The sequence below is a fragment of the Mesoterricola sp. MK458 genome (genome assembly GCF_055384935.1).
Window position 1 is genome coordinate 2,131,984 of sequence record NZ_AP045075.1, and the last position, 17,456, is coordinate 2,149,439.

Genomic DNA, 17,456 nt, shown 5'->3' on the forward strand with positions numbered 1-17,456 from the left:
GATCACCATCCCCTCTGGGCGCCGGTCCTGCCGGCCATCTTCCACATGGAAGCCGCCGGCGCGGGCCCGGCGGCGGGCTTGACGGCCTTGGCATCGGCCTGGGCGAAGAGCGCGGCGGCGATGGCCGCGGCCACCTCCTCCTTGCCCCCCATGCCCTGCCTGCGCCGGGCCAGGAAGGGCTTGGCGATCTGGGGGAAGAGGGCGTAGGAGCAGATGTCCTCGTCGCTTTCGGCCAGGTCCCCGATCTCCTTCTTCGCGACCTCCCACCCGGGCTCCAGGAGCTCGGCGGGGCGGCAGGTGATGGGCTTCTCGCTGCCGATGGCCAGCTTCTGGATGTCGGGATCCATGGGCGCGGGGGGCTTGCCGTAGCAGCCCCGGAAGTACTGCTTCACCTCCTCGGGGATCACCTTGTAGCGCTCGCCCAGCACCACGTTGAGGGTGGCCTGGGTGCCCACGATCTGGCTGGAGGGGGTCACCAGGGGCGGATAGCCCATCTCCTTGCGCACCCGGGGGATCTCGTCCAGCACGTCGTAGTACTTGTCCATGGCGCCCTGGGACCGGAGCTGGCCCACGAGGTTGCTCAGCATGCCGCCGGGCACCTGGAACTGGAGCACGTTCACGTCCACGGCCGCCACGCCCGCCTCGAAGCTCACGTACTTCTTCCGGACCTTCTCCATGCGCCGGCTGATGTCGGCCAGCCTGCCCAGGTCCAGGCCCGTGTCCCGGGGTTGGCCCTTGAGGGCGGCCACGATGGTCTCGGTGGGCGGCTGGGAGGTGGACATGGACATGGACGAGATGGCCGTGTCCACCACGTCCACGCCGGCCTCCGCCGCCTTGAGGAGCGCCGCGGAACCGAAGCCCGAGGTGTAGTGGGTGTGCAGCTGCACCGGAAGCCCCACCTCCTCCTTGAGCGCCTTGACCAGGTCGTAGGCGATGTAGGGGGTGATCAGGCCGGCCATGTCCTTGAGGGCGATGGAATCGGCCCCCATGGACTTGAGGTCCCTGCCCATCTGCACGAAGGCGGCGTCGGTGTGGAAGGGGCTGATGGTGTAGGAGATGGTCCCCTGCACGTGGCCGCCGGCGGCCTTGGCGAAGCGCATGGCGGGTTCCATGTTGCGCAGGTCGTTAAGGGCGTCGAAGATGCGGAACACGTCGATGCCGTTCTTCCGGGCCAGGCCCACGAAGTGCTCCAGGATGTCGTCGGGGTAGTGCTTGTAGCCGACCACGTTCTGGCCGCGCAGCAGCATCTGGAGCCGCGTCCTGGGCAGGGCCTTCTTCAGGGCCCGCAGGCGCTCCCAGGGATCCTCGCCCAGGAACCGGATGGCGGAATCGAACGTGGCCCCGCCCCACACTTCCAGGGACCAGTAGCCGATATCGTCCAGGGCTTCGCAAAGGGGAAGCATGTCCTCGGTGCGCATGCGCGTGGCCAGGAGGCTCTGGTGCGCGTCCCGCAGGAGGGTCTCGCAGATCATCAGGGGGGTGGCTGCCATGTGCGCTACTCCACTTCAGAGGGATGGGGGAACATTTCCTTGGGCTTGACCATGAGCACCAGCGCCCCCTCCAGGGATTCGGAGGAGTGGGTGGTGTAGGCCCGGACGACGGTGCTCTCGCCCTTGCGCAGGCGGATGGGGGCCGCGTTCTTGAACCGGATGGTGATCTCCCCCTGGAGCACCAGGTACAGCTCGTCCTGGATGTGCCGGTGGAAGGGGAACACGTCCTTGAAGTTCATGACGTAGGCGGCGTGGTCGTTGACCTGGCCCAGCTCCAGGTGGCTGTATGGCGTGGCGAGGTGCTTGGCGAGTTCCTTGATGCTGGTCTTGTTGCCCATCTCTCACCTCACAAAGGCATGGTGCTGTGCTTGCGTGGAGGGTTCGAATCGCGCTTGTTCTGGGAGATCCGCAGCGCCTCGATGAGCCGGGCGCGCGTGTCGGCGGGATCGATCACGTCGTCCAGGTACCCCCGGCCCGCGGCCACGAAGGGGTTGGCGAACCTGTCCTTGTAGAGCTCGATGAGCTCGGCCCGCCGTGCGGCGGGGTCCGCGGCCTCGGCGATCTCCTTGCGGAAGATGATGTTCACCGCGCCGTCGGGGCCCATGACCGCGATCTCGCCCGTGGGCCAGGAGACGTTGTAGTCGCCGCGGATGTGCTTGGAGCTCATCACGTCGTAGGCGCCGCCGTAGGCCTTCCGGGTGATGACGGTGAGCTTGGGCACCGTGGCCTCGCAGTATGCGTAGAGCAGCTTGGCGCCGTGGAGGATGATGCCCCGGTGCTCCTGGTCCACGCCGGGCATGAAGCCGGGCACGTCCTCGAAGGTGATGATGGGAATGTTGAAGGCGTCGCAGAAGCGCACGAAGCGCGCCCCCTTCACCGAGGCGTCGATGTCCAGGACGCCGGCGAGCACCATCGGCTGGTTGGCCACGATGCCCACGGTGTGCCCGTCCATGCGGGCGAAGCCCACGATGATGTTGCCCGCGAAGGCCGCGTGGACCTCCAGGAACTCCCCGTTGTCCACCACGTGGCCGATGACCTCGTGCATGTCGTAGGCCTTGCGGGGATCGTCGGGGACGATCGTGTTGAGGGCCTCCTCCCGCCGGGCGGGGTCGTCGCCGGTGTCCACCCGGGGCGCGTCCTCCATGTTGTTGGCGGGCAGGTACGACAGCAGGTTGCGCAGGCCCGCCAGGGCGTCCTTCTCGTCCTCGGCCACGAAGTGGGCCACGCCGCTCTTGCTGGCGTGGATGCTCGCGCCGCCCAGGTCGTCCATGGAGACGTCCTCGTGGGTGACGGTCTTCACCACGTCGGGGCCGGTGATGAACATGTGGCTGGTCTTCTTCACCATCATGATGAAGTCGGTGAGGGCCGGGCTGTACACGGCGCCGCCCGCGCAGGGGCCGAGGATGGCGCTGATCTGGGGCACCACGCCCGAGGCCAGGGTGTTGCGCAGGAAGATGTCGGCGTAGGCCCCGAGGCTCACCACGCCCTCCTGGATCCGCGCGCCGCCGCTGTCGTTCAGGCCCACCACCGGCACGCCGTTCTTCACGGCCAGGTCCATCACCTTGCAGATCTTCTCGGCGTGCACCTCGCCCAGGCTGCCGCCCAGGACGGTGAAGTCCTGGCTGAAGACATAGACGGGGCGCCCTTCCACCTGGCCCCAGCCGGTGACCACGCTGTCGCCCAGGAACGTCTTCTTGTCCATCTGGAAGTCGTGGGTGCGGTGGGCCACGAAGGCGTCCAGCTCCCGGAAGGAGCCCTTGTCCAGGAAGGCCTCCACCCGCTCGCGGGCGGTCATCTTGCCCTTGGCGTGCTGGGCGTCGATGCGGTCCTGGCCGCCCCCGAGGAGGGCCTCCCCGCGCAGCTTCTCGAGCATCTCCTTCTTGGCCTTGGTGTCCATCCGCTTCCTCCAAGCGTTTCGGTAAAGTGGGGGCAGAGCCGCGCCAACCAGGGCGGGGGCTCCACCAGACCTTGATCTGCCCTCGAACCGCTATTGTAGGGTCAGGGGAAATTCGCGAGCCTGGAAAATACCGGTGAATCCTCGCTTCAGGATCGAATGAGCGGCGGCGCGGATTTCATTTGATAAGATCAATTAATATTCATCTTATATGCGGGAGACCCGCAAAGCGGCCCGGGGCCGGCATCTGACGCCTGGACAATTGGTGATGGAATGCACAACCCGGGTCAGACCCGCTGCAGGTAATGGTCCACGGTGTGCCGCAGGTCCGGGTCCATGTCCTTGACCTCCCGTTTCATCCACGCGAGGTAGTCCCGGGGCACCTGGGCCCAGGGCACGCCCCGGTGCTTGCTCCCGAACTGGCAGGTCTCCAGCAGGCTGGGGGCCTCGGCCCAGGCGATGAGGTCCTGGAGGGTCTCCACGCCGGGCTGGGGATTCTCCCGGAGCCATTCCAGTTCGTGCAGGAGGAGGTGGCTGGTCACCAGGGCGTCGGAAAGCGCTTCATGGGCCGGCAGGCCCTCGGCCTCAGCCACCTCCAGGTGGAGGCGGTACCGCAGGTACTGGTTGGAATACCGGCCGAGCTTCGGCCAGGCCTTGCGGGCCAGACGCATGGTGCAAAGGACCGGGCGCCCGGCCCGTGGCAGGAAGCCGAAGTCGAAGGCGGCGTTGTGGGCGACGTAGGCGTCGAAGTCGCCCTGCTGGAACACGGGCAGCACCTCGGCCAGGGCGGGGGCGCCGGCCACGTGCCGGTCCACGATGTGGTGGATGGCCGAGGCCTCGGGCGGAATGGGAATGCCCGGGTCCACCAGGAAGCTCTCCCGGCGAAGGAGGCCCTCCCCGGCCCGCACCCACACGCCGGCCACCGACACGACCCGGTCGGTGGCGGGGCTGAGCCCGGTGGTCTCGGTGTCCACGACCAGGTAGGTCAAGTCGGCGAAAGTCATAACGCCATTCAGCCAGGGATGGGCCCCCGGCGCAACGGTTCCCGTCGGACGGGACCCGGGCGCGAGGTTTGGGTTGAACAATTAGTGAATGGTCCTACGCTCTTAGCCATAAACCGGCCCTGGAGGTGCCATGAAAACCCGAATCCTCCACATGACCCAGACGCGCCGGGTGTCCGCGCTGGCCGAGGCGAGGGCGGACCACCGCCAGACGCTGCGCAGGCTGGCCCACGACCTGCGCAACCCCCTCAACAGCATCCTCCTCATGGCGCAGCTCCTGGAGGAGACCTGCGGCACGCCCGAGACCGCCCGGATCGCCTCGCGGATCCAGAAACAGTGTTCGGAAATGAACGGACTGCTGGATAAAGCGCTGGAAAGCCTCCCGGGTTAGGCATCCAATAAGAGGGTGCCCGGCCCCGGGCATCGTGGTATTCATGGGTATCCGTCTGGCATAGGAGTAAGGACCGTGAGTCATCCCTACACCCACTACGTTGAGGAATACGTCAAGCTGCAGGAGGAGGCCCGGGCCATGCCCCTGGGCGAGCTGCCGCCCGCGCCCGCGCCCCGGCTCATGGACAACGCCCCCCGCGTGCTGGTTTTCGCCCCCCACCCCGACGACGAATCCATCACCGGCGCCCTGACCCTGCGCCTGCGCCGGGAGCTCAACTACCGCGTGTGCGTGGTGGCCGTGACCCAGGGCAGCCGCGTGGACCGCCAGGAGGCCCGCCTCCAGGAGATGTACGGGGCCTGCCATTTCCTGGGCTTCGAGCTGATCACCACCCGGCAGAACGGCCTCGCCAGCGTCAATCCCAAGACCCGGGGCGGCAACCCCGACGGCTGGGCCACCTCGGTGGAGACCATCGCCCAGATCCTTTCCTACCACCGCCCCACGCTGGTCGTGATCCCCCACGACCAGGACTGGAACAGCACGCACCTGGGCACCCACCATCTGGTGGTGGACGCCCTGAAGACCCTGGGTCCCGCCTTCAAGTGCCGCGTCATCGAGACCGAGTACTGGCACCCCATGACCGATCCCAACCTCATGATCCAGTCCACCCCCGGCGAGGTGGCGGACCTGGTTGCGGCCACGTCCTTCCACAAGGGCGAAGTGGTGCGCAACCCCTACCACCTCACCCTGCCCTCCTGGATGTCGGACAACGTCCGCCGCGGCGGCGAGATCGTGGGCGGCCAGGGCGAGGCCACCCCGGCCTGGAACTTCGCCACCCTCTACCGGGTCCGGGACTGGGTGCGGGGCGGCTTCGAGACCTGCCTCAAGGCCGGGCGCATCATCCCCACGGGCGGCGACCTTGCCGCCATCTTCCGGATTCCGTAGCAAGATCCGGATTGCGACCTCCCTCCGGTGGCCCGAAGCTGGGTTCCGGAGGGATTGCCATGTCCGAGAGCGATTTCACGCGGTGCGCCAGGGCCATCCGGTTCCTCTGCGAACGCGTCCGGGACCAGCCGCGCCTTTCGGACGTTGCCGCCCAGGCCGGGGTGAGCGAGTTCCATTTCCAGCGGATGTTCCAGCGGTGGGCGGGCATCAGCCCCAAGCGGTTCCTCCAGTACCTGACCCTCCAGGAAGCCAGGGACCTCCTGCGGGACTCCCGCTCCGTGCTGGAAGCCAGCGTGGAGCTGGGGCTGTCCAGCCCCAGCCGCCTCCACGACCTGTTCCTGACCCTGGAGGGCATGACGCCCGGCCAGTTCAAGGACCTCGGCAGCGGCGTGCGGGTGGCCTGGACGGTGGCGCCCACGCCCTTCGGGCCGGCCCTCCTCGCGGCCCTGGACGGGCGCCTGTGCGGGCTCTCCTTCCTCGAGGGGGACGACCCCGGCCCCGCCCTGGCGGAGCTGCGGGACCGCTGGCCCCGCGCTGAGTTCCGCCGCGAGGCGCTCCCGGACCTGGCCGGGGTCCTGGAGGCGCGCTTCCGGGGCGAGCCGGGAAAGCCCCTCTCCATGCTGCTCCAGGGTTCCCCGTTCCAGCTCCGGGTGTGGGAGGCCCTGCTGGCCATTCCCGAGGGCCGCGTGCTCTCGTACGGCGACCTGGCCCGCACCCTGGGCGCACCCGGGGCGAGCCGGGCGGTGGGGGCTGCCGTGGGCAGGAACCCCATCGCCTGGCTCATTCCGTGCCACCGCATCATCCAGGGCTCAGGGGCCCTCGGGGGCTACCACTGGGGAGAAGGGCGCAAGCGGGTGATGCTCGCCCTGGAGCGGGCGCGCGTCAGCGCGTGAGGGTGAGGGTGTAGCCGGCCGTGGTGGAGTAGGCCCGCTTGTACCCGTTGACCTTGATGTAGAAGTTGGCCGCGGCGGCGCCGGTGTTCTTGTAGGTGGCGGATTCCGTGGAAGAGGAGCCCGTGCTGCTGGCGACCTGGGTTCCGGCGGAATTGTACAGGTAGAGGTCGTAGTCCTTGGCGGGGCCGGTCATCTTGACGGTCAGGGTGGCGCCGGCGTTGACGGCGACCTTGAAGTAGTCCACGTCGGTGGTGGTGCCCACGAAGCCGGTGATCTTGGTGACGGCGTTGCCCACGGCGTTGGCGGCGGCCAGGGTGCCGTTGCTTTCCACTTCCGCGTAGGTGGCCGAGCCCGAGGCGACCGTGACGGTGGCCGAGGCCGACTTGCTGGTGTCGGCGGTGGAGGTGGCCGTCACGGTGTAGGTGCCCACCGTCGCCGGGGCGGTGTAGAGACCGGCCGTGGTGACGGTGCCGCCCGTGCAGGTCCAGGTGACGGTGGTGGTGGTGCTGCCGCTCACGGCCGCGGTGAACTGCTGGGTGGCGCCGGGGGCCAGGGTGGCCGAGCCGGGCGTGACCGCGACGGAGACGCCCGTGGAGGCCAGGGCGCCCACGTTGATCGCCCCGAAGGCGTTCTGCACGGCGGCGTACTCGGCGCCGGCGGCGCCGTAGAGGTCCGAGGCCGCGTTCAGGGCGGCGGTGCGGGCCGCGGCGTAGTTGGTGCTCGAGGTCATGTAGCTGGTGAGGGCCTTGTACCAGATGCGGATGGCCTTCTCGGGACCGATGCCGGCAAAGCCCGAAGGCGCGTAGGAGCTGTAGTAGTTGCTGGTGCTGCTGGAACTGGCGCCCTGGCTCAGGAAGAAGAACATGCGGTTCGCCGGGCCCGAGCTGTAGTGCACGTCCAGGTTCTTGACGGTGGAGGACCAGGCGTTGGGGCTGCTGCCGTCCAGGCTGGGCTTGTACATGTAGCGCAGGGGGGTGGAGGAGAGCTGCTCGCCCACGGTCCAGCAGGCGTCGGTGTTGGCCACCGTGGCGGGCATGGCGAACCCGTTGCGGGCGTAGAGCTCGACCATGTTGCCGAACATGTCGGAGTTGGCCTCGTTCAGGCCGCCGGACTCGCCGGAATAGGTGAGGTTCGCGGTGGAGGCGCAGACGCCGTGGCTCATCTCGTGGCCGGCCACGTCGGGGGCCTCGAGGCTCTTGAAGGAGCTGCCGTCACCGTAGGTCATGCAGAAGCAGGCGTCGTCCCAGAAGGCGTTGTCGTAGCTCTTGCTGTAGTGCACGCGGCTATAGGTGGCCTTGCCGGCCCCGTCGATGCCGTTGCGGCCCAGGATGTTCTTGTAGAAGTCGTAGGTGATCCCCACGCCGTAGTGCGCGTCCACCGCCGCGGTCTGGCCCGTGGCGCCGGTGGTGGAGGTGGTCGAGCCGGTGTAGTTCGTGCCGTCGCCCCAGGCGTTGTCGGCGTCGGTGTAGAGGGTGCCGGTGCCGCTGGTGGCGTGGTTCAGGTTGTAGGTGGCGATGTTCATGCCGCGCACGGTGTCCTTGAGTTCGTAGGACGCGCCGTTGAGGTTGGTGTTGAGGGCCACGGTGCCGCTGAACTGCGACTTGCCCGAGCCCACGGCGGCGGTGGTGTGCAGGTCGTCCCAGGATTCCAGGATCGCGCCGGTGTGGGCGTCGACGAGGTAGTCGGTGTCCCGGGTCTCGTCCTCGTTGCGCAGGGAGGTGTGCACGTGGTAGGCCAGGACCTGCCCGAGCACCTGCTCCTCGAAGTCCTCGGCGTTGGAGGCCCGCAGGCGGCCCGCCTTGGCCGCCACGGCCTTGACGGGATAGATCACCAGCTTGGCGGTGGGCGGTACCGCGTAGGCGCCGCGGGGGGAAAGGCGCCCGTGGGCCACGGCCACCGCCTCGGCCGGCGCGAGGTTGGGCTGGACGTTGATGGCGATGTGGCGCACCAGGTGGTCGGTGATGGCGCGCTCCACGCCGGAGGCCTCCGTGTGCGTGATGGCCATGCCGCCGAACACCGGGACGCCCTGGTAGTGCTGCTGGAAGCGCACGTGGGTGCGGCCCTTCTCGTCACGGAGGATGTTGCGCTGGGCGAAGGAATGCTGGGCGTCCAGGCCCAGGGCGGCGCGCATGTTCATGAGGCGGCCATGCTCAGCCTCCTGTCCGAACGCCGGGGCCACGACCAGGGCGAGGGTGAGAACGGTGTAGGTACAGCGACTCGAAACCATGCGATGCTCCCGCGAGGTTGGGTTGGAGGGCTCCAGCGGCTACTGGAGGTGCGGCCGAAGGCGGGAATCGCCTGCGGCACGCGGACTATGGACGATGGAGAAATGACCTGAAAGGATCATCAGAGATTCCCCCGCGGGACGCGTGTTAATTAATGTGAAATCGCAATTAAAGATGGGGATGTATTCAATTGTAAATGAACGAGATAGAACGCTGGCCCGACCCTTCGCGGCGTGTGATACTGCCTCGTCCCCCGATGCACACGACGCCAACCATTCCCGGGAAACCCAATGTCCATGCGCATCCCCTTCGCCCTCCCCCTTCTCCTGGTCCTCGCCGCGCCCCTCGCGGCCGTGGCCCCGGCCCGGCTCGCGGTGAAGCCCGCGGGCCGCGTGCACCTGGGCAGCACCGGGCCCCGCGAGGTCCGCACCGTGGAGTACACCTTCACCAACGTCAGCGACGGCCCCATCGCGCTGCGCGTGGGGGAGCTCTCTCCGGGGGTCGCCGTGCGCGGGCCGGCGCTGGAAGGGCCCTTCGCGCCCGGACAGAGCCTGGCTTTGACCCTGACGGTGGACCCCTCGGATTTCGTGGGGCACCAGGCCCGCAACGTGCGGCTTCTCACGGATGATCCCGGGCAGGGGGAATACCGGCTGCCCGTGGCCATGGACGTGCGCGCCGACCTCACCGTCGACGCCCTGCGCAAGAGCCTGGGTACCGTCGCGCCCCACGAGAGCCCCCAGGCCGTCTTCACCTTCACCCGCGAGACGGGCCAGCCCACCGCCCTGCGCCTTGCGGGCGAGGTCGCGCCCTACCTGGAGACCGAGGTGGTCCCCGGCACGCCGGCCTCGCGCCTCCTGGTGACGCTTCGGCCCGCGCGGATCCCGCCCGGGGCCACCCTGGGCCTGGAGACCCTGCAGGTGGAGACCAGCGCGCCCCAGCAGCCCGCCTTCACCCTCTACCTGGACTGGAAGCTCCACCACCCCATCGAGGCCCTCCCCAGCCGCGTGGTGTTCCTGGATCCGGCGGCGCCCGCCCAGGACCTGGTCCTGAAGGCCCGGGACGGCAAGCCCTTCGTCATCGAAGGCGCGGAGGTGGAAGGCGCCGGCTTCAAGGTGGGGCCCATCCCGGGTGCCGCGCCCGAGCAGCGCCTGGCCATCCGCCGCACCGCCCCGGAGGTGGCCCGGGCGATCCTGGTGCTCCGCTTCCGGGGCCAGGACGAACCGCTGCGGGTGCCCCTCTCCTACCTTCCGGGGTCCTCACCGAAGCCTTGAGGCCCCACTCCGGCCTTCACTCCGCGGGCGCCGCCTGGCACGCCAGGGCCGGTTCCCCCTGCAGCATCCCCTTCAGAAGGTCCACCACCGCCCCGGTGAAGATGCCTTCGAAGGTGAAGTCGAACACGTGGAGCCCGGGTTCCGCCAGGGCCTCGGCCACCGACGGGGGCCGCCCGGACATGAGCTGGGAACCGATGACCAGCCCGTAGAACCGCAGCAGGAACTGGGCGCCGCGGCCGGGGGCTAGGTCCGGGACGGCCCGTTCCAGGCTGGCGCCCACGCGGTTCACGCCGTCCTGCAGGAACCGCGCGAAGGCGAGTGTCTCCTCCCGCGGTACGTTCTGCTCGAGCACGCCGTGCACCGCCGCCTGGAGGCTGGGAAGGAGCGGCCGGTCCAGGAGCTCGCGCACGAGGGACGCGGCCACCCGCCCGGGGTCCTCACCGGGGCGCATGGCCTCCAGGCGCTGGGCGGCCCCCTGGAACCACCCGCCCATCTCGGCCTTCAGCACGGCCAGGAAGAGGGACTCCTTGGTGGGGAAGTAGAGGTAGAGGGTGCCCTTGCCCATGCCCAGCCGCCGGGCCAGGTCCACCATGCGCAGGTCCTGGTAGCGGCAGGCGCCCAGGAGCTGGGCCGCGGCGGCAAGGATGGCCTTGCGCCGCAGTTCCTTCTCTTCGGGTCGGTACGCACGCCGCATGGAAACCTCGATCTTGATAATACTGACCCGCGGTCAATTAGATTGATCTCCAAAAGGAATTTAAAAGGGCTCCGCGCCGTGCGGTTTGATAAGGTTTACCGTTCTGCCTGCCCATTCGGCAAAAAGCGTGATTTCACGCCACAAGGACCAAGGAGCCTATAGCATGTCCAATCATTCCCGCGTTTCACTGTCCGCTTCAGCGGTGGCCCTCCTGCTCGTGGCGGCGGCGCCCCACGCCATGGCCTCCGGGTTCCAGCTCCGGGAACAGGGCGCCAGCGGCCAGGGCCTTTCCTATGCGGGCATCAGCGCCGGCAGCACCGACATCGGCGGCATGTTCTTCAATCCGGCCGTGCTCAACCGCTTCGAGGGCAACCAGCTGCAGGTGGGCTTCACCAACATCCTGCCCTCCACCAAGTTCAGCAACGGCGCCGCCAGCAGGGCCGGCATCCCCGCCGCCTCGCCCTTCAGCGCCATCTCCGGCCCGGCCTCCACCGGCAACGCCGCCAAGAGCGCCGTCACCCCCACGCTCTACGCCATGTGGTCGTTGAACCCCCGCCTGAAGGTGGGCCTCTCCGTGAACGTCCCCTACGGACTCACCACGCAGTACGACGACAACTGGATCGGGCGCTACCACGGCCTGCGCAGCCAGCTCGAGACCGTGGACATCACCCCCACCGTGGCCTTCCGCTTCTCCGAGAAGTGGAGCGGCGGCGTCTCCTTCGTGGCCCGCCGGGCCAAGGCGGAACTCAGCCAGGCCGTGGACTTCGGCTACGAGGCCTACATGGGCGTCGCCCAGCTGGCCCCCGCGGGCATCACCAACACCAACCCCCTCACCGGCGGCCCCGTGGTCTATCCCGGCGCCGCCGACGGCAAGGTCACCGTGACGGGCGACGCCTGGGGCTACGGCTTCAAGGCGGGCCTGCTCTTCGAGCCCACCAAGGACATCTCCATCGGGATGGGCTACCAGTCCGCCATCAAGGAGAACATCAAGGGCGACGCCACCTTCTCCATCCCCTCCACCGTTCCCATGGGGCTGGCCGCGCTCTACCAGATCAACCCCGGCGCCACCAAGAAGGCGTACCTGGACGGCCTGGCGGCGGCCTTCACCGCCGGCACCGCCAACGGCCCCGTCACCGCCGAGCTGAACCTTCCGGCCGTGATCACCCTGGGCCTGAACGTTCAGGTGACCCCCGCCGTCACCCTGAGCGCCGAGGTGGAGCGCACCCAGTGGTCGAAATTCCAGGAACTGCGCCTGAAGTTCCGCAACCCCGCCACCCAGAGCGACAACGTCACCAATGAGAACTGGAAGGACAGCACCTTCGTCGCCGTGGGCGCCACCTACCGTCCCGGCGGCGCCTGGACCTGGCGCATGGGCCTGGCCATGGATTCGGCCCCCGTGGACGACACCTTCCGCACCCCCCGCATTCCCGACGCCGACCGCACCTGGATCTCCGCCGGCGCGGGCTACCGGTTCAGCAAGGGCTTCACCCTGGACTTCGGGTACACCCACATCATCGCCAAGGATTCCACCGTCGACCTCAAGGGCGGCACGAACCCCCTGTCCTCGGACTACATCAAGGGAAACCTCTCGGGCACCTTCAAGAACGCCATCGACATCTGGGCGCTCCAGGCCCGCTGGTCCTTCTAGGACGGTTGCAGACCCCGCCCCGGTCTCCGGAAGGCGGTGCGGATTTTCCAGAATTGGATACAAGACGGGCCCCGAAATGGGGCCCGTTCCTGTCTGGGCCCCGGACTCCATTCGGTGTGCGGTCCGGTGCGAACGCGTTGCCTTGGAGGAGGGGAGCCGGACGCGATTTTGGGATTGATAAAATTAGGCAAGAAAGCATAATTATAATGAATTTGATGGAGCCATCAGTGAAATGATTGGATCGACCTGGAAACCCGAGCTGAGAAGGCATATCGGCCAAAAGCTTCGCGAACTGCGAAAGGCTCGCAGCCTGTCCCAGGCCCACCTCGCCCGGCAGCTCGGGGTTTCCCAGGCCTGGCTCTCGTATGTGGAGAGGGGCGAAGGCTCCCTCACCGCTGAGCAACTCCTGGAGGTCCTCAAGATCTTCAACGAAGTGCCCCAGGCTTTCACCCTGGGCAAGCGGGATCCGGAAGCAGAGTTCCAGCGGGCCCTTGCCCAGCAGGGGGCCGAACACCTATTCCAGGATCCCCGGGTCCTGCCCAGCGCTCTCAACCAGGATGTCGAAACCACCCTGCGGGAAGTCCTCCTGGATGGCCGGAATCCGCGTCAAATCACAGCCATTGCACCGGTCCTCGCCCGGAATCACGACCAGGTCGACCTGAAACGGCTCTGGGCCAGATTCACCGACTACGGCCTTCAGAACCGCCTTGGATGGGCTCTGGAGAACGTGGCTGATGCCCTTGGCCAACTTTCAGGCAGGCTCGCCAGCCACGATGCGAGGCCGCTTCGTCAGGCTGAAACCAGCCTTCGGAATTTTCTGGTGGTCCGGGGGCCCGTTACCGATGGGTGGCCTGGTGTTCCTGAGGCCCCCGGAGCGGGCCCGGGGTGGGAGGAGGCCCTCTCCCACCTGGATGTGCTTGGAAGAAAGGCCCAGTCCTGGCGGACGATCCGCAACACCTGGTCCTCTGCGGACCCCGTCAGCAGGCGCTGGGGCGTCGTCTCCAACCTTCAGCTCCAGGATTTCATCGAGGCACTGAAGGCGGGCTTGAACCTCAACGAAATCCGGAATTCCAATGACACCGTTTGAAATATTCCTGCAGGACCTCGACAGGCTCTACATCGCCCAAAGGCCGGCCGAGGCGCCGAAGGTCCGACTGCGGATCCTGGGCTCGATGGCCCTCATGATCCAGGCCGATTACATTCGCGGCACAAAGAATGGAGACGTGCTCGAGAGCGCGCCGATCCATCGAGGCATCAAATCCGAATTGCTCGCTCTCGGCGGAAAGGGAACCGGCTTGGCGAATCGCCACGGTATCTACCTGGATATCGTGCCCAGTGGGATTCTCTTCATGCCAAGCGCCGTGACCTATCGCCCGCTTCTGGAATTCTCCTCCGCTCTCAGCTGTTTTGAAGTCGAGGTCATGGACATCACGGATGTGTGTGTTACCAAGCTGAAGCGATTCAATGGCAACGATCAGGCAGACCTCGCGGCCATGGTCCAATTCCAGAAGCTGGACCACGACCATTTCCTGGATCGCTTTTTGTCGGCCATCGATCACTGCCGGGGACAAGCTTTCGCAGATGACTACCCCAAGTTCGTGGAGCACTTTCACCAAGTCGAACGGGATATCTTCCTGGTGCCGGAAACCCCGGTGGACCTACGAGCCAATCCTTATGATATTGAGGACTGATTTTTTGGTGCCGTGCCATGCGTTTGAACGGACTTGAATAACCACCCTTTGGACGCGATGAGAGGATTCGAGCCTGCGCCCCAGCGTTTCAGATTTTCGATGGTCTTTCCGATCCGATTGGCACAATCCGTTCAGAGCGCCAATCTCCGGGACGAGAATCCGGGGCACAGGCCATGAGCCCGGGGTGCAATCCTATTTTTTATTGCACTTATAAGAAATTTAACCCCGCCCTGCTTGTTCGCAGAGCCCGAGTCGCATTCAGGTAAGCCGGTCGATGGCCGCCTGGAGCGCTTCGGTGGTGAAGGGCTTGGGAAGGCAAAGGACCTTCGGCCAGCGGGCCAGCGCCTCGGACAGCTCGGTGTCCACGAAGCCCGTGGCGACGATCACCGGGATCCGGCCGCGCAGGGCCATGATGCGGTCCAGGGTCTCGGCCCCGTTCATGCCGGGCATGTTGTAGTCCAGGATCACCAGGTCCGGGTCCAGGCCGCCTTCCAGGAGTTCCAGGGCCCGCGCGCCGGAGCCGGCAGATTCCACGGCATGGCCCTGGCGCGCCAGGGCCGCGGGCACGGAGGACCGGATCAGCTCGTCGTCGTCCACCAGGAGCAGCCGCCGCGGGGCCCGGGAGGGCGTCTGGGCGGGATCGGCGGCAGGGGGCGCTCCCGGGGGCTCGGGGGCCGCGGGGAAGCGCAGGACCACCGTGGTGCCCTCCCCGGGCGCGCTGCGGATATCCAGGGTGCCGCCGTGGGCCTTGAGGGTGCTGTACACCATGGCCAGGCCCAGGCCCGTGCCCTGCCCCACCGGCTTGGTGGTGAAGAAGGGCTCCGTGGCCCGGGCCAGGACGTCGGGCGCCATGCCCTGGCCCGTGTCCGCCACTTCCAGTTCCACACCTCCGGGCCGGCGGCGGGTCCGGAGGGTGATGGCCCCGCCTTCGGGCATGGCGTCCCGGGCGTTGATGGACAGGTTCATGATGGCGCTGCCCAGGAGGCCGGCCTCGCCGAGGATCCGGGGCAGTCCTTCCTCCAGGTCCACGATGACCGAGACCTTCTGGCGCAGCGTCCGGCGGAGGATTCCCTCCTCCTGGCGCACCAGGTCGTTGAGGTCCAGGAGCGCCGCGTCGGCCAGATCCTTGCGGGCGAAGTGGGTGAGGCTCTTCACCAGGCCCTTGCCCCGTTCCGTGGCCTGGATGATGGTGCCCAGGGCCTTGGCCTGGGGGGCCTCCTCCGGGAAGGAGAACGAAAGGGTCTCAGCCAGGCTGAGGATGGCGGTGAGCACGTTGTTCATGTCGTGGGCCACGCCCCCCGCCAGGGCCCCCAGGCTGTCGAGCTTCTGGGCGTGGTGGAGCTCCCGTTCCATGCGGGCGTGCTCGGCTTCCATGGCCCTGCGCTCCGTAAGGTCCGTGTGGGTGCCCGTCATGCGCATGGGGCGCCCCTCGGCGTCGCGCCGGGTCACCTTGCCCCGGGTCAGGATCCATTTCCAGCCGCCATCCTTGGTCCGCAGGCGCTGCTCCACCTGGAAGAGATCCCGCCCGCCGTCCAGGTACGCGGCGAGGCTCCGTCGGGTCTCCTCCAGGTCGTCGGGGTGGACGAGCTCGTTCCACACGCGGATGACGGCGGGCAGTTCGTCGCCCTGGAAACCCAGGATCTGGCAGCCCCGGGGGCTGAGGTACACGCCGCCCGTGGTCATGTCCACGTCCCAGATGCCGTCGCTGGCGCCCTCCAGGGCGTTGCGGAGCCGTTCCTCGTTCACCCGGAGCGATTCCTCCGCGCGGGCCCGCTGCGCCTCGCCCTCCAGGTGGTCCAGGGCGAAGGAGACGTTGGCGGCGGCCTTGTCCAGCAACCCGATCTCGTGCTCCCCGAAGAAGTTCAGCTCGGAGGAGTAGACCGCGAGCACGCCCCAGATGGCGCCCCCCTTCAGGATGGGGAAGGCCCCCGCGGACCGGAATCCCTGGGCGGCGGCCGCGGCCTGCCAGGGCGCGCCCGCCGAGGCGGCCAGGAAGTCGTTGGCGATGAATGGGGTCCCCCCATGGATGGCCCGCGCCGACGGCGCCTCCGCCCAGGGCGATTCGTCGATGCGGATCTCGATGGCCTCGGTGTACCGGTTCACGTCCCCTTCCTGGCAGACGATCTCCACCCGGCGCCGCTCCGGGTCCAGACGTCCGATCCAGGCCATCCTCAGCTGGCCGAACTCCACCATGGCCCTGCAGATGCGCTTGAGCAGCTCGTCCTGGGACCGGGACAGGATGATGGCCTGGTTCACCTGGCCCAGCGCCGCATGGATCTGGGCCATGCGCAGCAGGTTCTGGCCCGCGACCTTCCGCCGCGCCCCGTCGCGGCGGGTCAGCCACAGGGCCCAGCCGATGGCGGCCGCCAGGCCCGCGCAAAGGAGCTGGAGCAGGAGCGTGCCGGCCCGGACCCGGTCCTCCGTCAGGGGCGCCGCGGTGAGCGTGAGGCCCGGGACGGGTAGCGTCACGGAGTTGCGGATATCGGGCCGGGGGGAAGGGGCGGAGGTGGATTCCGCCAGCAGGTCCCCCGCGTCCCCCCGGAGTTCGAAACGCTGCATCTGCGCCAGGGAGGGCGGCATGGAGGCGGCCAGCAGCCGTTCCACGGAAACGACGCCGGCGATGAGCCCCAGGAAGGTCTCCCCGCGGTACACCGGAACCCAGATCTCCAGGGACGGGTGCCCCTGGATGGCCGTGAAGGGGCGGGTGTGCACCGGGCGCCGCCCCTCCCGCGCGGCGGTGGCCGCCCGCAAGGGCTCGGGGAGGGTCAGCCTCAGGCCCAGGATCTGGGCGTTGCCTTCCCGGGGGGCCACGTCCCGGATGGTCAGGGACGGGTCCACCCGCGTCAGGTTGAGGAGTTCAGGATGGTCGGCCACGAAGCGCCCTGCCCGGAACCGGAACGTCTCCTCCGGGAGGGCATCCCGGATCCAGGCGTCGGCCAGGGCCTCCAGGTAGTTCTCGTCGTCCTCCAGGGCCCGGGCCAGGCTCTGGCCCACCGCCCTCCCGCCCACCTCCACGGCCGACCGGGTGCGGCGCGCGTCCTCGCCCTGGATGCGGCCGATGAGCAGGCTGGCGACCCCGATGAACGCCAGGGCCAGGACCGCGGGCAGCGCAAGCGTCCGGACCCAGGACGAGGATTCCCGGCGGTCGATCAGCATGGGGGGGATATCGAGGCGCATGGGGTTCGGTCCGTGGGGCCGCCTTCGCGGCCCGGGATTGCCCAAGCTTCGCAGAATATGCAACGGATGCAAAACCGCGCGCCCAGGACCCGGCCCTGGGGGGCAAACCGCCCTCTTTTGAGTGCGCAATGGCTTAGAT

At 68.0% G+C, this 17,456-nt stretch carries 14 protein-coding genes; 7 read left to right on the forward strand and 7 right to left on the reverse strand.

The genetic code is table 11. The features are described 5' to 3' along the window. Positions 1–2: 2 nt before the first annotated feature. The 4 genes from ACZ5LB_RS09400 to ACZ5LB_RS09415 all read right to left on the reverse strand — a co-directional run bounded on the left by ACZ5LB_RS09400 (position 3) and on the right by ACZ5LB_RS09415 (position 4,388). Entirely contained in the window at positions 3–1,490 is a 1,488-nt protein-coding gene (locus ACZ5LB_RS09400; protein WP_464605933.1) for a pyruvate carboxylase subunit B, read from the reverse strand. Positions 1,491–1,495: 5 nt separating this feature from the next. Then, positions 1,496–1,828 carry a cupin domain-containing protein gene (locus ACZ5LB_RS09405; RefSeq protein ID WP_464605934.1) on the reverse strand — a complete coding sequence of 111 codons (333 nt, stop codon included), beginning with the start codon at positions 1,826–1,828 and terminating at the stop codon, positions 1,496–1,498. Between the two features lie 8 nt (positions 1,829–1,836). Next, positions 1,837–3,387: an acyl-CoA carboxylase subunit beta gene (locus tag ACZ5LB_RS09410; RefSeq protein ID WP_464605935.1), complete on the reverse strand. Its 1,551-nt coding sequence runs from the start codon at positions 3,385–3,387 to the stop codon at positions 1,837–1,839. A gap of 284 nt (positions 3,388–3,671) precedes the next feature. After that, complete coding sequence (locus ACZ5LB_RS09415) at positions 3,672–4,388, reverse strand: exonuclease domain-containing protein (RefSeq protein WP_464605936.1); 717 nt, start codon at positions 4,386–4,388, stop codon at positions 3,672–3,674. 130 nt (positions 4,389–4,518) lie between these two features. Between ACZ5LB_RS09415 and ACZ5LB_RS09420 the strand changes: the two genes are divergently transcribed. The 3 genes from ACZ5LB_RS09420 (at position 4,519) to ACZ5LB_RS09430 (ending at position 6,611) form a co-directional block, all read left to right on the forward strand. Next, positions 4,519–4,776 carry a sensor histidine kinase gene (locus tag ACZ5LB_RS09420; RefSeq protein WP_464605937.1) on the forward strand — a complete coding sequence of 86 codons (258 nt, stop codon included), beginning with the start codon at positions 4,519–4,521 and terminating at the stop codon, positions 4,774–4,776. 75 nt (positions 4,777–4,851) lie between these two features. Next, complete coding sequence (locus ACZ5LB_RS09425) at positions 4,852–5,718, forward strand: PIG-L deacetylase family protein (RefSeq protein WP_464605938.1); 867 nt, start codon at positions 4,852–4,854, stop codon at positions 5,716–5,718. Positions 5,719–5,777: 59 nt separating this feature from the next. Further along, positions 5,778–6,611, forward strand: coding sequence for a methylated-DNA--[protein]-cysteine S-methyltransferase (locus tag ACZ5LB_RS09430; protein WP_464605939.1), 834 nt, complete (start codon positions 5,778–5,780; stop codon positions 6,609–6,611). Here the strand turns inward: ACZ5LB_RS09430 and ACZ5LB_RS09435 are convergent. After that, positions 6,601–8,838, reverse strand: coding sequence for a M4 family metallopeptidase (locus ACZ5LB_RS09435; RefSeq protein WP_464605940.1), 2,238 nt, complete (start codon positions 8,836–8,838; stop codon positions 6,601–6,603). The two genes, ACZ5LB_RS09430 and ACZ5LB_RS09435, sit on opposite strands and share 11 nt — an antisense overlap. Positions 8,839–9,126: 288 nt before the next feature. Between ACZ5LB_RS09435 and ACZ5LB_RS09440 the strand changes: the two genes are divergently transcribed. After that, the gene (locus ACZ5LB_RS09440; protein ID WP_464605941.1) at positions 9,127–10,107 is read left to right on the forward strand and encodes a hypothetical protein; all 981 of its coding nucleotides are present in this window, start codon (positions 9,127–9,129) and stop codon (positions 10,105–10,107) included. 16 nt (positions 10,108–10,123) lie between these two features. Here ACZ5LB_RS09440 and ACZ5LB_RS09445 read toward each other — a convergent pair whose 3' ends face one another. After that, positions 10,124–10,801, reverse strand: a complete 678-nt coding sequence (locus tag ACZ5LB_RS09445) for a TetR/AcrR family transcriptional regulator (protein WP_464605942.1) — start codon at positions 10,799–10,801, stop codon at positions 10,124–10,126. A 163-nt stretch (positions 10,802–10,964) separates the two neighbouring features. Between ACZ5LB_RS09445 and ACZ5LB_RS09450 the strand changes: the two genes are divergently transcribed. From ACZ5LB_RS09450 to ACZ5LB_RS09460, 3 genes are all read left to right on the forward strand, one after another. Continuing rightward, on the forward strand, positions 10,965–12,449 hold the full coding sequence (locus tag ACZ5LB_RS09450) for an OmpP1/FadL family transporter (RefSeq protein WP_464605943.1): 1,485 nt from the start codon (positions 10,965–10,967) through the stop codon (positions 12,447–12,449). A 232-nt stretch (positions 12,450–12,681) separates the two neighbouring features. Beyond that, a complete protein-coding gene (locus tag ACZ5LB_RS09455; RefSeq protein ID WP_464605944.1) occupies positions 12,682–13,536 on the forward strand; it encodes a helix-turn-helix domain-containing protein in 855 nt (284 codons plus the stop codon). Beyond that, complete coding sequence (locus ACZ5LB_RS09460; RefSeq protein WP_464605945.1) at positions 13,523–14,140, forward strand: DUF6036 family nucleotidyltransferase; 618 nt, start codon at positions 13,523–13,525, stop codon at positions 14,138–14,140. The genes ACZ5LB_RS09455 and ACZ5LB_RS09460 overlap by 14 nt, the downstream gene beginning before the upstream one ends. A gap of 258 nt (positions 14,141–14,398) precedes the next feature. Here the strand turns inward: ACZ5LB_RS09460 and ACZ5LB_RS09465 are convergent, their stop codons facing one another. Next, on the reverse strand, positions 14,399–17,317 hold the full coding sequence (locus ACZ5LB_RS09465) for a PAS domain-containing protein (protein ID WP_464605946.1): 2,919 nt from the start codon (positions 17,315–17,317) through the stop codon (positions 14,399–14,401). Positions 17,318–17,456: the final 139 nt, after the last annotated feature.

What these genes read in the sequence shown, in the direction of transcription:
- ACZ5LB_RS09415 (WP_464605936.1), bottom strand. Translation starts at nt 4,388, where the DNA reads ATGACTTTCGCCGACTTGACCTACCTGGTCGTGGACACCGAGACCACC.
- ACZ5LB_RS09440 (WP_464605941.1), top strand. Translation starts at nt 9,127, where the DNA reads ATGTCCATGCGCATCCCCTTCGCCCTCCCCCTTCTCCTGGTCCTCGCC.
- ACZ5LB_RS09450 (WP_464605943.1), top strand. Translation starts at nt 10,965, where the DNA reads ATGTCCAATCATTCCCGCGTTTCACTGTCCGCTTCAGCGGTGGCCCTC.
- ACZ5LB_RS09430 (WP_464605939.1), top strand. Translation starts at nt 5,778, where the DNA reads ATGTCCGAGAGCGATTTCACGCGGTGCGCCAGGGCCATCCGGTTCCTC.
- ACZ5LB_RS09445 (WP_464605942.1), bottom strand. Translation starts at nt 10,801, where the DNA reads ATGCGGCGTGCGTACCGACCCGAAGAGAAGGAACTGCGGCGCAAGGCC.
- ACZ5LB_RS09405 (WP_464605934.1), bottom strand. Translation starts at nt 1,828, where the DNA reads ATGGGCAACAAGACCAGCATCAAGGAACTCGCCAAGCACCTCGCCACG.
- ACZ5LB_RS09400 (WP_464605933.1), bottom strand. Translation starts at nt 1,490, where the DNA reads ATGGCAGCCACCCCCCTGATGATCTGCGAGACCCTCCTGCGGGACGCG.
- ACZ5LB_RS09410 (WP_464605935.1), bottom strand. Translation starts at nt 3,387, where the DNA reads ATGGACACCAAGGCCAAGAAGGAGATGCTCGAGAAGCTGCGCGGGGAG.
- ACZ5LB_RS09435 (WP_464605940.1), bottom strand. Translation starts at nt 8,838, where the DNA reads ATGGTTTCGAGTCGCTGTACCTACACCGTTCTCACCCTCGCCCTGGTC.
- ACZ5LB_RS09465 (WP_464605946.1), bottom strand. Translation starts at nt 17,317, where the DNA reads ATGCGCCTCGATATCCCCCCCATGCTGATCGACCGCCGGGAATCCTCG.
- ACZ5LB_RS09420 (WP_464605937.1), top strand. Translation starts at nt 4,519, where the DNA reads ATGAAAACCCGAATCCTCCACATGACCCAGACGCGCCGGGTGTCCGCG.
- ACZ5LB_RS09460 (WP_464605945.1), top strand. Translation starts at nt 13,523, where the DNA reads ATGACACCGTTTGAAATATTCCTGCAGGACCTCGACAGGCTCTACATC.
- ACZ5LB_RS09455 (WP_464605944.1), top strand. Translation starts at nt 12,682, where the DNA reads ATGATTGGATCGACCTGGAAACCCGAGCTGAGAAGGCATATCGGCCAA.